Here is a 15,463-nt window from a genome sequence, read left to right on the forward strand (position 1 = left end):
AAAGTGGGAGCAACGCTATCAATGCGGTTGACGGGGTGTACATACACCGCGGGGGGTAGATGGATCGGGGGATAGTCAGGGGCTCGACATTGCGTGGCTCGGCAGGTCCTTACTCGCGAATGCTCGCCACACTCCTTTGGGTCTCAGCAGTCCTGGAGGCGAAAAAGGCACCGGGCCGAGAACCCGGGGGGCGATCCAAAAACCAGCCCCGAGCATGATGAATACTTCGGTCATATCAGGCAGTCTGCCCATCGGCTTATCCCATTCCCGCACCACGAAAAAGCCGCATGAGTGTTTTGTGCCGCGGGCAGTGCTAGGCTCCGGTCGAATTCACCATCCAGGGAAATGGACATGAGCTTTGACTGGCACGCAGGACCAATCACCCGGTCCACTCCCCTCGACAAGAACTACCGCAACACTCAGAAGGTCCGGCAGTTTCTGGTGAACGAGTGTGGCAAAGCCTTCAAGTTTGATCGAGCCCTCATGGCGTGGATCAAAAGCGGCGCCCCGTCCAACATGGGCGACGTCGCAGACGAATGGATGCGAACGCGTCGGTGATCAAGACGTTCTCCCTTCGCCCCTGCACCACCCCGCAGGTGCATAGCCGGTTGCCACAATCTTGCAGCCAGTACCCACCGCAGTACGCGCCGGCGATAGCTGAAACAACGGGTGAGCCGTAAGGCGCGTATCAGCGCATCCCTTATAAAAAAACAGAAGCGGATAAAGAGTACTGCCTCCTTAAATTTACCGAGAAAGTTTGGAAGTTTCCCTCAGCGTGCCAGCCATAAAAATAAAAAGTGAAACTTTCCCACATCACCAAATAAGAAATAAATTGTAACAAAGACCCCTTGAAATATTCTAAACATCAGAAAACCAATAGTTACCGAGCAAAAACGAGAAATCCAACTTTTTATAGCTGGATGGAAACCCAGTTCATTAAAACCGTACCCAGTGGTAACGTATGCTTTCGCAATGCTCAGCACTAGAAAAAACATGAGCAAACTTGTTGGTTGAATAAAGGATTAACAAATGACTATCGAGCGAGAGATTTTCTCGGCCCTTATCGCGCAAAATGCATTTCAAGGTGAAAAACCGAGCGTACAAAGCTACGCCCAGCTCGCCGTCGACAAGGGGTTTAGAGCGCTTTCCTCAAAGCAACAGGCAGTGGTAAGCCCGTTCCTGCAAAAAAAATGCGAGGGCGTGAAAAATCCAAATGAAAAACATAACAACTGCCAAAATACTATAGGCGGTCGTGATTTGGTTACAGCGCTTGAGAAAGCCGAAAATTATAAAGAGTGGCGCTGCGAAAGCTGCCGCAATGAAGCTGTACATCAATAAAACGACCGAGCTAGAGCAATAGTCTAAAACCCTATAGAAACAGCCAAAAAAAATAGTATTGCGCTCGCCACAATTTATCGTTATTGCAGCAGGCCACCCCAGGCCTGCTCGCAGCGTTTTCTTTTCTTTATGCCTGATGAGTTTAAAACTGAAGTGCCAAAAGATGAGCTGGATTGATTGCCGGCACCACACTACCCTGCCAGCGGCCTAGCTTGGCATTCTTTCCAGTTTACTTGTTGGCACCCAACCAGCCTCAGAACTTCCCTGCTTACGGCACCATGTCCACTCGTTCAGGTGGTTCTGGCCGAACAAGATATCTCCAGGATCTACGCTTAACTCGACAGAGGAGTAGTCTGCAACCGCTCTTGCGCTGCTTTCACCGATGCGTTCGAACACCTGCGCTGGAACCCATCCACTCTGCTGAGCTTCGGTGGAGCAAAAATACCAACCCGGCCAACCCTCTGGCCCACTGTACTCGTCACCGACAACCAGAAATGCTCCCTTCCTAAAGGAAATCGGCTCTGGGAGTTCAGGACTATGACATTCAATAACGAGAAGCTTCAACGGTCTGATCCTTCAGTGGGTAGTGGCTTATAGATAATATCAGCGCCGCCATGGCTCCAAAAATCATCCAAAGTGAGGAGTGTTCGAAGGCCTCAACGCTTCTGAACCGATGAGACGATGCAAGAGTCCTTGCCAAATCGGCTGCTTTAGAGGATGGCAGATAGTCTGCTCACAACCCGATCGCTCAGCTCAAAGCCCGTGTTATCCGCCCGAAGGTAGCTTCCGCAATCAAGGGCATCAAGGGCGCCAGTCTGCTCTTGGGTCACATCACAGGCGACATTGCAGGGCGTGTCCATCTGAGAGTGGGAGCCATCGCCAAGCCTTCGAAATAGGGAAAGGTTTGGAAGCGATTACAGAACAACTTGGAAGCGATGGGCTTCTGACGTGCCTCACCGTGTCCTAAAGGCCATATTTTTCGCCCCCCAAAAACGCAAAAAGCCCTGAATAATCAGGGCTTTGAATATGGCGGAAGCGTAGAGATTCGAACTCTAGGATAGTTGCCCATCGACGGTTTTCAAGACCGTGTCATAAACCCCCAATCCATGCTGCGTTGGCGACAAGATCGCTGACAATAAAACGACGAAACAGCACGGCTACAGGCCGCATCCTGCCTGGATCGCCACTTCAGTTTTGACAGCGGTTTTCACCCCCGCCTACGGCGTTCTGCCGACCGTGCCCCCCCCTACTCCCGCAGTTCCCGCACGTACGCCTGACAGGCCTTGAGGGCAATCAATCCCTCGTCACCGTCTCCGGCGATGGCGACAATTCGTTGAGCAGCCGCTGGGTCAAGTTCGCCTCGCGCGGCTCCATGAACCAAGCCGCTGGTGCGGGAGGCGGCTGGCATCCCACTGCAACCACCTGGGGCGGCGAGTAGGACTGACAGCCGGAGATCAGAAGTAGCGAGGCGATCGCGCAAGCGAGCCTGAGCTTGTTGGGCATCGTGCAGTTCCTTGAAGTGGGTTTTGTCTTTGGCCTGTAGCCGTTCCTCCAGCGCGCGACGGCGAACCTGCTCGGCAGACTGCCAATCGATTACTGCTACGGCGGCAGCCTCTCGCTCACGCTGAAATGCGTTAGCCTGCTCCGCGCTCTTAGCTCGCCACTCCGCATCCTTAGTCGAGCGACCATGCTGGTAGGTGCCCCAGAAGGCAGCGAGCACCAGTGCCAAGGCTGCCGCGGCGCCAATGGTTCGGGCGCTGATCACCCCGCCTCCAGAAACAGCACGCGCTCAGCTTCCCGGCGCCGGACGAGCCCTGGCAGCACCTTTCCACCCGCCTTGTTCCAGCGCGGAAACTGCTCGGCAGCTCCCTCATAGTCACCGGCGTTGAGCTTGCGCAGCAGCGTCGACGATTCGAGGTTGGCCGCGCCGAGGTTGTAGGTGAAGCTGACCAGGGCATCCCACTGATTCTTGTTGAGCGGCACCTTCACCAGTCGCTCGACTTCCGGTTCGAAGCGCTGCACGTCGTTGAGCAGCATCCGCTCGGCCTGCTCTTTGGTGATCGACATGCCAGCCTTCACTCCTCGAGTGGCGCCATAGCCGATGGTCCAAACGCCGACGGCATCCCGATACGCGAGCAGCCTCAGGCCTTCGAAGGATTTGATGAGGCTCAGGCCTCGTTGCGATGTACGCATTTACTTTTCTCCAGGCAAAAATAAACCCGCTCGATGGCGGGTGCTTTGGGCGCGGTATGGGTCAGGCGGGAGGCGCTGGCCAGTCGATGGTATCGGGATAGCCTGGCTGGTCCGGCACGCGAATCAACGCGATGCGGTATTTCTTCCAGGCCTTGAGCTCAGCTGCTTCAGCCTCGGTCGCTTCTTCGAGATCGACAGCATCCTGCAGGGGGCCAATGGCCCTATCAGCAATGGCGCGATTCCTGGCAGCCTCAGCGACAGCATCAGTACGCAATTGCTCAAGCTGGGCGGTCGCTTTCTGTTCGGCAGTGACCACCTGCGACCAGTCAATGACGCCAGCAGCCGACGGCTGCTGCTCCCCGATCTCAAGACCTGGCAACTGGATAGCGCCATCAGCAGGATCAACAATGTCAGCCGGGAAGCGCGCATGGTGAGGAGCATCTGCCGAGTGCGGGAGTCGCAGCGTTACAATCAGTTTGCCATCAACACGCTCTATTGTACCCAACACATGCGGGCTGCCCACTGCGCTTGCCGGTAACGTTGCGCCGTCAGGCAACTTGCTGAAATCCATGGCCACGTTGTTGATCGTGAGCATATCGACGAGTCGCGAAACAGTAAGCTGTGCATCGGATCTAACGGGTGAGAGTTTGATAATCATTAGTACCACCTTCCTATGGCGACCACGTCAAGGACACCGGCTGATGCGTCGGAGGAAACAAATTGCCCAACAGAAGCTATTGAGCAAAGCGCCGAAGTATTAGTGCGTGTATACGCATAACACCCAGTTGCCTGTTTCGTGAACGGAATTGAGCTACCGGACTGATTCACCAGAACCATTGGCGTAGCTGCAAAAGCAACCGGATACGTCCATCCGGTAAAAAGGTTGGATGGGTTGAAAAACTCGAGCGCTCTTCCCAAAGATGTGCAAATCATCGTCCCGTCAGCGAACTTCACATACTCTCCGTTCGCACTGTTTCCACGCTCAACAATGGCCCCTGTCGGCACACCACCACTCTGGCTGACAGCACCGACGATATCCGCTATCGCTGCAGACTTCAGGCCGAGCCCGCTGCGAGCCAATGCCGGATTCGTACCGCCGGTGCCACCCTTGGCCACCGGAACTACGTTTTCGGTCGAGACAGAGCCCAGGCCAGCTAAGGTGCTACCCCACTGATCTACAAGCTGACGCAGTCGGTCAGCCGATTCCTTTACGTACCCCTGCATCGGTGCCAAGCCATACGAGCCGCTGGCCACCGTTGCGCCCTGATAGGCAGGGAGAATACTGAGCGCCGTAGCGCTCGCAATATTGGTCACCTCGTACCAGCGACCATCAGGCCCTTGAAGCGCATCGCCCACCCGGGCATTTGCCGAAAAGGCGGTGCCGGTACCGGTCACCGTATTTTGGCCAGCCGCTATCGCTACTTGGCCAACTCTGTACCAAGGCATAAATGTCTCCGTAGTTGATTAAAGTGGACGCATCGGGCGACCAGCGAACACTGTCCGGCCGTTTACGCCGCTTGGCTGTGTCTGGTTGTCTGCGCCGGAATAGGCCTGCAGCACATCGCGCCTGCCGGGCAAGAAGCCTGCGGGAGATTGGTAGTAAGGCGTCGCCCCGTTCGGGTAATAAGCGTCGTTCATCAGTGAATTGGCCAGCACATAGTCAGCGCTGCTGCCGGTCCAGTTCATTTGAAAGCTGCCGTAATACTCTGTTGTCGTTGTGATGGGATTGCCCCTGACCGTAAATCCGTTCGAAGTCGGCGGCCCGTTCAGTAGGATGATGTTCTCGGTGGTGCTGAAGATGACCCGCCCTTGTTCGTCCTTGACCCTGGCACCATATCCCGTCGCGCTGATCAGGCGACTGAAGTCACCACACATCCACTTCACCGTGAATGCAGCGTTGGCGTTGTAACCCGCCCAGAAGTCGAGGTGAAACCCCGTCCAGTTGCCTGGGCTGCCCAGCACGTAGAAGCCAGACACCATCATGAAGTCAGCGGCGTTCAGGAAGATGAGCGGCTTTTCTTGTGACGTGACCTTGGCCGGGAAAGTGATGTTCTGACTCATCACATAGTCGCCCGGGCCGCGGCGACCGAGAAAGAATGAGCCACTGCTGGAAACCGTCAGCACCCTGTTCTCGTTATCGATCTGCGTCACCAGGTCGTTGTTCCGCGTCCTGATGCCATAGCGCACGCCAGCCGGGTGGCTGCCGCCGTAGGACATGATCAGCACCTGCCATGTGCCGGTACCAGCCCGCCGCAGATGCAGCTGACCAGGCGTCCACCAGGCATCCGGAGTGTTCGCATACTGCCCCGTCGCGGACGTAGCCATGACAACAAACGAACCTGCCGTTATCTCCGGAATGCTGAAGTACTGATCCCAGGCGCCGTTGCCCGTTACCGTGACCATCTTGATTGAGCGAATCGAGACAGTAGTCGTATCAAGTGTGACGACCCCGGACGCGTCCTTGGTCCTGAGTCCATGTTGCGCGGCCATCAGGTCAACCTCCCCAGTGCGCCCCGCTCTACGCTGCTCGCGTCGTATACGTAAACGCCGCGGTTGTTGAGCAGCGTCGAGCCGTCGGCATCCTGGCCACGTACAGTGAACGATCCGGAGACCATGTTGAGCTCAATGAGCGGCCTCCCCGCTGAATCGACCGCCTGCGAACGTAGAGTCATGCCCAGGATGATCTGCTGGATGAACGCGGTATTGATAAACGCCTGGTTGATAAAGACCTGGCCGCCCTGAACCACAAACGGTGAAGACAGCGTACCGTTGACCCCGTTGACCACCGCGAACCGATCTGCGCTGACCAGGAACTGGCTCTGCAATCCAGCCGGGCCGTTCTCGATGCCCAGGCCGATTCCGGCAGCAACGTACTGCCCCTGGGAGTTGACCTGCATCTTCACCGACCACATGGTGCTGGCTTTGCCGTCCAGCGCGGCCAGCGCCTGGCTGGTGGTCTGAACCGATGCGTTGGTCTTCTGAATTTCGCCGTTGGTCTTGTCCAGAGAGCTGTTGAATGAAGCCTCGAGCGTCTCGGACTTGCGCGCCTGAGCCTCAATAGCAGTTGCCCGCACCTTCGACTCTTCAGCGATCTTGGCTGTGCTCTCCCAGGACTTCAGGGCACCGGCCAGATCGCCCTCGCCGTTATCGTCCCGCTCTCCCTGCGGCGAGACGAGGGACGCCTCCATGTAGCCAATGCGCTCACCCAGGGCTTCATCTCCATCCGCCCGGGTGCGCGCCTCGTCGCTGATCGCGGTCTCGGCATCGTCAACACGGGAGTTGACCTCCTGCAGTCGTGAAGCCGTCGAAGACTCGTTATCCGTAACGGCCTGATCGAGCTGCGAGATATTGGCCGAGTTCTCGCCCACCTTGGTGGCCACATCGGCAAACCGGCTGGCTGTAGCGCTTTCGTTGGTGGCTACAGTCTTTTCCAGGCTACTGATGCCGGCGGCGTTCTTGCCGACAGTCGCCTCGACCTCAGTGACGCGAGTGGCCATCGCCTCGTTCTGGGTAGCCCGGGTGCGACTTTCTTCTGCCACTTTGGCCGTGGTGTCCCAGCCGCGCAGAGCGTCAGCAAGGTCACCCTCGCCGTTGTCGTCGCGGTAGGAAGACTGGACTGCCTGCAGCGCTGAAGCCTGAGCCGTGACCTGGCCTTCGATTTCCGTGATGTCGCTGGTGTTCTTCGCCACGGTACTGGCCAGGGCGTTAGAAGCCTCGGCAATGCTGCCGATATCCACCCAGTACGTCGGGTTCGGCGGCGCATTGCTACCGTCGGCGGCGGCCGGAACTGGCGCGATAGCCATGTACAGACGCTGCCCGTGACGAACGGCATCATTCTTCAGATAGGCATTGGTCGGCACATACTCCAGCGGGTCAGTCAGCTCAGTGATCAGTCCCTCCAGTTCCTGCTTGGCCGAGTCGATCCGATCATTCACCGAGCCAGGGAAGTCGCCTGAGATCTTTTCGATTTCCTTCAGCAGCTCTTGGCCAAGTTCGCTCTCAGTGATCTGGCCGCTGATGAGATCAAGGATCGGACCAGCGTCGGCGCCGGACTGGCCGAACACCCACGTGGTCCATGGCCCAGTATTCCCGGTGCGATCCGCCAACCGCGCCCGGAAGAACCGGGTGACACCCGCAGCCATGCCGCTCTTCAGATAAGTCCTTGCCGGGTAAGCCACCATCGACAGCTGCGCCGGATCATCGCCGGTTGCTACCAAGGACTCCTGGATCTCGGTATAGAACGTGTCAGCAGAGCCTTGAGGGAATGCCCAATTCAAGCGGATGCCGAACAGCTCAGTGGCAGCGCTGAAACTGGCCAGGGCTGGCGGCTCCCCTGTCTTGCCGTAGAGTTGCGTCGGCTCCGAGTAAGCCCATAGCGAGCTGCTGTCTGCTACCCCAACAGCAGAAACGCGCGCGGTGTAGACGCCTGAGTAGATGCCTTTCACCTCAACTGATGCGGTGTACGTGACACCTGCGTATACCCAATCGCCATCGTCGCGCTTCCACCACGCGTTATAGCGCTGGGCCCTCCGCGGGGCATCCCAGGTTATGCGCATCGTGGCAATGTTCATGCCCTGGCTGACGGTGTCGAAGGTGCTCAACACCACATTGGTAGGCGGGGCCTGGACAGCGCCAGGGAGCACACTGGTCGGGGGGGTAACGATTTGCGCGCCATTGTCGATCGCCTCAAACTTACTCGCATTGCGCTCAACAGCGACGATGTCGTACTGCAGCTTGTCGTCGCCGAAATTCTCATTAACGGTCAGTACCCGGTAGGTCTCAGCTACAAGTTCAGCAGTCTCAATTGTGTAGATCGATTCCTTGACCGGCACCTTGGAGAACGACTGAGTTACGGTGACCAGCCGCCCAACAATGGAGCGGATGATCCGCGTCTCCGCCACGCCCTTTGGCAGGATGACCACCAGGGTATCGCCAGCAGAGGCCGTTACATCGTTGTCGAGCGTAACGGTAGTAGTGGTTGCGGCCTTGAGGCGCCCCCCAATAGGTAATCCGGCGAAGTTTTCGTCAGCTACGCGGATGATGTCGCCTGGCCGGCAGATGGTGCCATCCAGGCCCACGCTGAAGTTGATAGTGCCGGTTTCCAACCTGTTGGTCAGAAGGATGTACTTGCCGGCGCGTTGCGCTTGGCCTTGGGATACACAGCCGAAAGCAGTGATCTCTGTTTCGCGAATGCCGTACCGACCGATCGCGGTCTGGTCCTGCACATATTCGACGCGCTGGTTGCCGAAGTTTTCCCGATCGCTCCAAGCGACCTTCGCCACGCTAAAGCGAGTAGAACCGCTCGAACCAGGGCGATTGAACTTGCCATCGATCACGTTGGCATTGGTGTAGGTGTAGACCGGGTCACCAGGCATATCTGCCGCACACGCAACCTCGCTGCCTGCGTAGTAGCTCATGCCACGGAAGACGCTGCCCAAGTCCTGAAGGACATTCAATGCGTCGGCCCGCGACTGAAGGTAGACGTTGCAGGTGAAGCGCGGCTCTTGACCGCCTTTCCCATTGGGCACTAGAAGATCGCAGTACTGCGCAATCTGGTACAGGCCCCACTTGTCCACCTGGCTCGCGTCTATGAATCGACCCAGGCCGTAACGATCGTTCAGAACGATATCGCGCCAGATCCACGGCGGGCAGTCGGTCCAAGCAAGTTTGAAGGTTCCATCCCACGACCCGGTGTAGGTGCGGGTGGCCGCGTCGTAGTTGCTCGGCACCTGGATGATGCGACCACGAATTCGGTACGCACGTTCGGGTACTGCCGAAAACTGGCTCGCATCGATCTTCAGACCGCACAGTGCGGTGTAGGGATACTGCAACTTGGCGTCGATGACTTCCGTGTAGGTGCCGATCGATGTGGTGGCTTGGATGCGCGAATCTTCGGAATCTGCGGTAGTCCGACGAACCCGGATACGCCAGCCAGCGGTTGCCTTGGGGAAATCGATCCGGTGCGAACGCTGATATCCGGTGGTCGTTTTTCCGCTGAACGCCGCCTTGAGAACCGTTTTATAGTCGCCGTCATCCGTAGACAGATCGATCTCGTAGTTAACGGTATAGCCAACCATATTGCCGTCGCTCTCGGTTCTAACCAGGGATCCTACGGCAAGCTGGATCCGTACAGCAGAAAGCTCGATATTGCTGAACGACTGCACCCATGGATCGCTGGCCTTCAATTCAACACCAACCGAAGTTTGCGACTCCACTGCTGGAAAGCCTGCAATGTGATCCTGGTCGTGTTCGCCCGTGCGCTGCTCCCAGCTCACGCCAGTGAAGTTCATGCTGCCGTCGCTGTTGGCCAGCGGCGTTTTATCCAGGTAAATAGACTGCGCCCCATTGACCAGTCCGACGATGGGCCCCTCGCTCAGCCCGTCGAGAATGTTCGCGTAGCTGGTGTTGATCAGACTGTCTGGGCTTTCTACAGGCGCGTGCGGCTTGGACCCACCTTTGGAGCCCAAGATAGACATGTCAGTCATGGAGTGCCTCTATTGCTGGTCTTCGGCGCGAATGCCAAGAGAAAGCTGAGCAGACCCTGTCGTCATCTCGCCGTAGCAGAGAGGGACCGGGTTGCCCTGAGTGATGGTGTTTTTGATACCGGAGAAGTTGTAGCTAGGGCGGTTGTCGGCAGCTTCGCTGCTGTCGATCTTGGCCTGGCTGCCTGTGACCATTTGCGCGACACCACCAACGGCGAGTGATATGCCAATCATCCCCGCCGTCGCCCAGCCCGCCGAGGCGGTGCCGAACAGCGCAGACGCACCCGCCGGAGCAAGCAAGCCGCCACTGAAAAAGCTAGCCGCAGCGATGAGTGCTACACCCAAGATCACCTGCAGTCCTCCCCCACTTTTCCGCCCCTGAACGACAGGAGCAATGCGGATATCACCCGCACCAGACGGATGGCCAAGCTCATCCTTGCCTATGTTCCGCTTGCCGTAGAACACAGCGAAGCCGAGGCCTCGGTCTTTCGACTCGGATAGATACTGGCTGAAGCCCGGGAGCAGAACGCCCAGGGCCTTCACCGCCTCAGCTGAGGACTGCACCGCCAAGTGATGCGCGCGACCAAACAGGCGACCCAGTTCGCCGTAAAGGCGGATCACACGAATGCGCTCAGCCATAGGGGGACTCCTTGTGCCGCATGTAGAACCGCGCCGCCTCGCGCCAGAAACCGCCAAAGACGTCGCGCTTCGAATCACGCCCGTAGAGGTGGTGGAGAATGCCGCCCGGAACCGGGTAGTGGCTGGGCTCAGTTTTGAGGCAACCATCGGCAAGGTAGATGCCGGCATGGTTCGCCTTCTCGGACCGCACCTGCATGACGATTAGGTCACCTTGGTGAAGGTCGGCGGGGTCAACTGGATAAAAGCCTGCCCCTTCGAAGTTATCGACGTAGAGGTCTTGGCCTTTCTCCCACCAGCCGTCCGCGCGCTCGAAGTTAGGTAACGTGATGCCTAACTCGCGCTGGTAGTAGTCCCGAACCAGCGTGTAGCAATCCAAAACCCCATGGTGGAACGGTCGGCCCACGAGTGGCGCCTGGTAGCCCGTAGGCTCATGCACCAGATGGGTCACTGGCTGCCCGTCGCGAACCTCGATAATTACCCATGGGAGCGCAGTCGCTTCCATAGCGGTGCGGTCTGCCGCGCTGAGGCGCGCTGACTGCCCGGGGTGACTGTGTACCACCGCAATCACTGCACCTTGGTCTTCCGCGCCTGCCCAGTCTTCAGCAGCAATACGAAACCCCTCCTGCGGGCTCGCTGCGGCGTTGGGAACTGGAAGGTAGAGCAACTTTCGGCCAACCCTGATCAGCAAGCCGCAGCACTCCTCAGGGGCTTTTTCGCGGGCATGTGCGTACATGGCGTCGATGACGCCCTGCGAAACCTTCATTGAGAAACCTCAGTTGCCTGCGGAGGGGAAGCTGCCGTAGCGCAGCGGATTGTTTGCGCCGAAGCGCAGCTTGCAGCCGGTAAGCGTGCCAGAGCACATGTCGCGATCTGGATCGTCGGTCGGAGCATCCTTGTCGGTGGCGTAGTTTGAGCCGGTGTACCCGCAGTAGACGCCGCGGTACCCGCCAATCGTCAGCCACTGGCAGCAGTTGGCGACGATCTGCCGGCCAGGGAGCTTCCGATCTGATGCGATCAGGGGAGACTTCAGCACGAAGACGACCAGTTCATCGTCTGCCGACTGCTTCTGGTCGATGGTGTAGGTATCGTCTGCAAAGTGCTCTTGTGGGTCGGCCTCTGGGTTGCCGCCTGGGAAGTTCGCCGCGTCGAGGAAGCGCCCCAGCGTCCGGTGACGAACGACTTTGCCGTCTACCAAGTCGTCGTAGATCCGGCAGAGCGCGGTGAGCAGGCCTGACACGTTGCCAACTGACAGCGTCGGACTGTTCTGCTGACCCTCGCCTGTCATGCCCATCCCCTCCACCTTGATCGGCCAGGGAGAGTACTCCTTACCCTGCCACAAGACAGGCCCAACCTGGGTATAGCCGTGGAAGTAATAGACATCGCCGCCCAAGGCGCTGAGGTCCAACTCGAACAACTCGACGTACTGACCCGGTGCGAGCTTCTGGATATCCTCGTAAATGCTCTCGGCCATCAGGCTGCCCCAAAATATTGTTCGAATGTCGCGGTCAGGGTGAATATCCCGGCGCCGTGCGGGGTGACGCCCCAGGTTGCGCAGGTGAACAGCGATGCCGAGCCAAGCGGCGGGGTCCAGACAAAGGGGATGAATCCCTTGCGGCCCCGGAGAAAGCTCAGGATCTGCTGAACATAGGCCTCTCGCCCGCGGAAGGTGAGCGGCCAACTCTGCACTTCATTATTGATGCCGTCCCCAGCGACCTGTCGGTAGCCGTTGCCGAACTGCGCGCTGCGAACGCGGAAGGTCCCAGTGCCCGTCGGCTCGATGTACGGGCACCAGTGAAAAGTGTCTGCCATGATTTCGCTCTGTCATTGTTTCAGCGGACGGGTCGATTGATGGCACTCCAGATCATGCCGCCACGTTGAAGTTGCTTGGCGATCTCCTGCTGCGCACCGTCCTTCGCTGCTTTCGCATAGGCCTGAGCTACTGCACTCATATCGCTAGAGGCGGAGCCACCTTGCCCGCCCGACCCGTCAACCGATATATCCTGCTGGATAGTCACCGACGAGCCGCCCCGAACTTGCCCTACCGCTTGCATTGCAGCGCTCGGATAAGACTTGCCAGCGGGGAGTACAAAGCCTCCATCCGCGTAACCTTTTGCGTTCAGACCCTCTAGGAATGCGCGCATACCAGGCTGGCCCACCACTTCCTTGCGCAGCACGAACTCCCCGGCGTGGACGATCCCAGCTGGGTCAAATTTTCCGCCCGGGCCGGTGTACCCGCCATCCGAGAACCCGGAAGGGTTGTAAGTCATGCCTGATGAAGCGCCACCCAACCCGTAGTCGAAACCGCCAGGGCCAGCTGAGGATGCATACGATCCGGCAGCAGCAGTGGCAAGGCTTGGGAAAATACTGGAGAACACGTTGGAAGCCGCCGCCTGCATTGCCATCTTTGCCACCATTTTCCCGAAGCTAACGGCCACGTCGCTGAATTTCTGATCGGCGCCAAATGCCCAATCAACAGCCGCATCGGTCAATCCGTCGAATAGCGAGGTAAACGCGCTGCTCATTTGGCCGGTGATCTCTTTCGCATGATCCATGTAGTTGTGCAGCGCATCGCTTGCGCCTGCTAGCCAATCCAATTGCGCTTCATCCAACTGGGAATAATAGTTTTGCTGGTCGGAGAGTCGCTCGGCCAGCGACGCTTTGAGCAAGGCTGTCTCTTTGCGAAACAGCGATTCGCTTATATCGCCAGCGTTTCTCTGCGCCTGGAGATCGGCGAGCTTGTCGTTGTACTCCTGCTCAATTTGCAGGCTCTGGCGGAGGCGTTCCCTGGTTTTCTCACCTAACCCAGCGCCAGCAAGATCAATAGAAAAAGCGGAGCGGGCGGAGGCATTAGATGCAGCCAATGTCGCGGCGTAAGATGCAACCTTGGAATTTTCCTCATTCGCCTGTTTTAGCTGTTGAAGACCGTCCAGTTCGGCGGCAAGACTTTTGAGCCGCTCCTGCTGCTTCGCGTTGATTCCCACTAGCTTGCCGGACTCAATGTCGAACTGGAGCTTGGCGACCTCCGTCGCTTTCTTCCGGGCATCTGCACTGGTATTGATCAGCGCGATCTGCCGCCGATAATCGGTAACGGCATCCTCTCCCCGCTTGCGAGTTGCGGCTTCAGCGCTCGCCGCAGCTTTCTCAGCGCTTTTCGCAGCCTCCCCCCGCTTCTTCTCTGCATCAGCAGCAGCCTCGCTCGCGTCGAGGGTTTTGGCCTTGGCGATGAGTAAATCGCCCTCGCCCTCTTTAAGGCCGGTTACCAGGCCTGCGCCAATGCGCGCGGCCAGCTTGTCGGCATTTGTCTTCTTGTCGGCCAGGAGGATCTGCTCGTCGAGCGTCTTCGCCAGGTCCCGGTAGGCCTTGGACTGCTCCACGACTGGAGCAGCGGAGAGGATGCCGTTCAGGATGTTGATCTGGTCGCCAAAGGCTTCAACCTTTTGGCGGGCCGTATCGAGTTCACCCTGGGCGGCAATCAGCGATTCATTCCACTCGCGTTGCCGTGCGTCGGTTGGGTGCTCGCGGAGCAGCCGCTGGTACTGATTGACCGCGCTTTCGGCATCGATTGCCCGCAACTGGGCGTCAAGCAGGTCCTTGTTTATGTCTTGAAGCGCGGCAGCGGCCTGGTTGCGTGTAAAGCCGTCAAAGGACTGGCTGAGCAAATCAACCTTGTTGCTCAGGGTCGCGGCCGACTCCTCCGCATCATCGCCGCTGAGGGCAAAATAAGCGAGCGCGCTCGCTGCGAGTAACGCCACCCCGGCAGGTCCGCCCAGCAATGCCATGGCGGCCGATGCGCCACGGGCGGCAACGCCGACACTGACAATACCCGCGGCTGCGCCAGGCGCGATGCCTGCCATGCGCGCCAGCGCCAGCTGGTACCGAACGACCTCTATCTGCCCAGCCACGAACGCCGCAGACGTGCCCAGCACGCTAGCGGCAAGCCTGGTGGCCAGGACTACTGCCAGCGCGGCAGCCGCTTGAGCAGTAAGATTGAGCGCCGCTTTTGCCTTCGGATCGGACAAAACTGCATTCAATCCTTCGATTGCAGCTTTGGCTGAATCGAGGCTGCCTTCGCCAGTCAGCAGTCCCGAGACGGTATTGCGCAGGCCATCGAGCGCCCCTCCAAAGGTATCGCGCGCAGCTGCGGCAGCGCCGCTGTACGACTCTTCCAAGGCATTGAGGATAATTCCTTGAGCGCCTGCCACGTCTCCGGTGGACTCAAACGCCAGAGCAAGTTTCTTCTGTTCCTCGGTGAATCGAAAGCCCTGCTTGGTTAGTGAGCTCAGGCCTTGAGAGGGCACGTCCAAAGCCCGCCCGATTGTCTCGGAGGCCTGCTGAACAGTCATTCCGGTTCGCGCAGCCATGTCAGCTGATGCTTGCAAAGCGCGCGTGAACTGGTTGCCAACCACGCCGGTGAATGCAAGCAGCGCTGTCTGGGCCTGGTTGATGTCCCCGCCGGAGAAGGTGGTCGCCTTCTCCATGGCATCGGCCATGTCGTTCAGCTGGTCGCGACTGAAGCCTGCGGCCTCGCCAGTCGAGCGCAGCACGGCCGCCAACTGGGCCTGCTCCTTCTCTGCCGCTTGGGTCTCGGCAATGAATACGGTGAAGATTGCACCCACAGAAAGCCCGGCCAAGGCCCCCGCTGCCACTTCGCCCAGCGCCTCCCAAGCAAGTGCCGCCACGTCAGCCGACTCGGCGATAGCTTTGCCGGACTTGCGGGCCGCTGCCTCGGCCTTGTCCATCGGGCCAGTGAATCCGCCAATCCTGGCGATGAGGTCGAGCGTGAGCGTTCCGAGTGTTGAAGCCATGGGCTA

14 protein-coding genes are annotated in these 15,463 nt (G+C 58.5%); 2 read left to right on the top strand and 12 right to left on the bottom strand.

Translation table 11 applies throughout. The annotated features are described in order from the left end of the window. Positions 1-351: 351 nt before the first annotated feature. Together H8F21_RS16695 and H8F21_RS16700 are read left to right on the top strand one after the other, a co-directional pair. The gene (locus H8F21_RS16695) at positions 352-558 is read left to right on the top strand and encodes a DUF6434 domain-containing protein (RefSeq protein ID WP_203542610.1); all 207 of its coding nucleotides are present in this window, start codon (positions 352-354) and stop codon (positions 556-558) included. A gap of 471 nt (positions 559-1,029) precedes the next feature. Continuing rightward, a complete protein-coding gene (locus H8F21_RS16700; protein ID WP_203542609.1) occupies positions 1,030-1,338 on the top strand; it encodes a hypothetical protein in 309 nt (102 codons plus the stop codon). A 207-nt stretch (positions 1,339-1,545) separates the two neighbouring features. Here the strand turns inward: H8F21_RS16700 and H8F21_RS16705 are convergent, their stop codons facing one another. The 12 genes from H8F21_RS16705 to H8F21_RS16760 all read right to left on the bottom strand — a co-directional run bounded on the left by H8F21_RS16705 (position 1,546) and on the right by H8F21_RS16760 (position 15,457). Beyond that, positions 1,546-1,902 carry an SH3 domain-containing protein gene (locus tag H8F21_RS16705; protein WP_203585053.1) on the bottom strand — a complete coding sequence of 119 codons (357 nt, stop codon included), beginning with the start codon at positions 1,900-1,902 and terminating at the stop codon, positions 1,546-1,548. 682 nt (positions 1,903-2,584) lie between these two features. Further along, positions 2,585-3,103, bottom strand: a complete 519-nt coding sequence (locus H8F21_RS16710; protein WP_328824500.1) for a lysis system i-spanin subunit Rz — start codon at positions 3,101-3,103, stop codon at positions 2,585-2,587. Further along, entirely contained in the window at positions 3,100-3,531 is a 432-nt protein-coding gene (locus tag H8F21_RS16715) for a lysozyme (RefSeq protein ID WP_203585054.1), read from the bottom strand. The genes H8F21_RS16710 and H8F21_RS16715 overlap by 4 nt, the downstream gene beginning before the upstream one ends. A gap of 61 nt (positions 3,532-3,592) precedes the next feature. After that, positions 3,593-4,189, bottom strand: a complete 597-nt coding sequence (locus H8F21_RS29790; protein WP_328824501.1) for a tail fiber assembly protein — start codon at positions 4,187-4,189, stop codon at positions 3,593-3,595. Next, the gene (locus H8F21_RS16725; RefSeq protein ID WP_203585055.1) at positions 4,189-4,977 is read right to left on the bottom strand and encodes a phage tail protein; all 789 of its coding nucleotides are present in this window, start codon (positions 4,975-4,977) and stop codon (positions 4,189-4,191) included. Before H8F21_RS16725 ends, H8F21_RS29790 begins: the two co-directional genes overlap by 1 nt. An 18-nt stretch (positions 4,978-4,995) precedes the next feature. Then, on the bottom strand, positions 4,996-6,021 hold the full coding sequence (locus H8F21_RS16730; protein WP_203585056.1) for a hypothetical protein: 1,026 nt from the start codon (positions 6,019-6,021) through the stop codon (positions 4,996-4,998). Next, positions 6,021-10,016, bottom strand: a complete 3,996-nt coding sequence (locus H8F21_RS16735) for a TipJ family phage tail tip protein (RefSeq protein ID WP_203585057.1) — start codon at positions 10,014-10,016, stop codon at positions 6,021-6,023. The genes H8F21_RS16730 and H8F21_RS16735 overlap by 1 nt, the downstream gene beginning before the upstream one ends. A 9-nt stretch (positions 10,017-10,025) precedes the next feature. Then, positions 10,026-10,652 carry a tail assembly protein gene (locus tag H8F21_RS16740; RefSeq protein ID WP_203585058.1) on the bottom strand — a complete coding sequence of 209 codons (627 nt, stop codon included), beginning with the start codon at positions 10,650-10,652 and terminating at the stop codon, positions 10,026-10,028. Next, the gene (locus tag H8F21_RS16745) at positions 10,645-11,415 is read right to left on the bottom strand and encodes a C40 family peptidase (protein ID WP_203585059.1); all 771 of its coding nucleotides are present in this window, start codon (positions 11,413-11,415) and stop codon (positions 10,645-10,647) included. Before H8F21_RS16745 ends, H8F21_RS16740 begins: the two co-directional genes overlap by 8 nt. A 9-nt stretch (positions 11,416-11,424) precedes the next feature. After that, positions 11,425-12,123 carry a phage minor tail protein L gene (locus H8F21_RS16750; RefSeq protein ID WP_203585060.1) on the bottom strand — a complete coding sequence of 233 codons (699 nt, stop codon included), beginning with the start codon at positions 12,121-12,123 and terminating at the stop codon, positions 11,425-11,427. Next, positions 12,123-12,461, bottom strand: a complete 339-nt coding sequence (locus tag H8F21_RS16755) for a phage tail protein (RefSeq protein WP_194936581.1) — start codon at positions 12,459-12,461, stop codon at positions 12,123-12,125. Before H8F21_RS16755 ends, H8F21_RS16750 begins: the two co-directional genes overlap by 1 nt. Before the next feature lie 20 nt (positions 12,462-12,481). Then, positions 12,482-15,457, bottom strand: a complete 2,976-nt coding sequence (locus H8F21_RS16760; RefSeq protein ID WP_203585061.1) for a phage tail tape measure protein — start codon at positions 15,455-15,457, stop codon at positions 12,482-12,484. Positions 15,458-15,463 lie beyond the last annotated feature (6 nt).

Origin of the sequence: Pseudomonas arcuscaelestis (genome assembly GCF_016881005.1) — a bacterium.
Lineage (GTDB): Bacteria > Pseudomonadota > Gammaproteobacteria > Pseudomonadales > Pseudomonadaceae > Aquipseudomonas > Aquipseudomonas arcuscaelestis.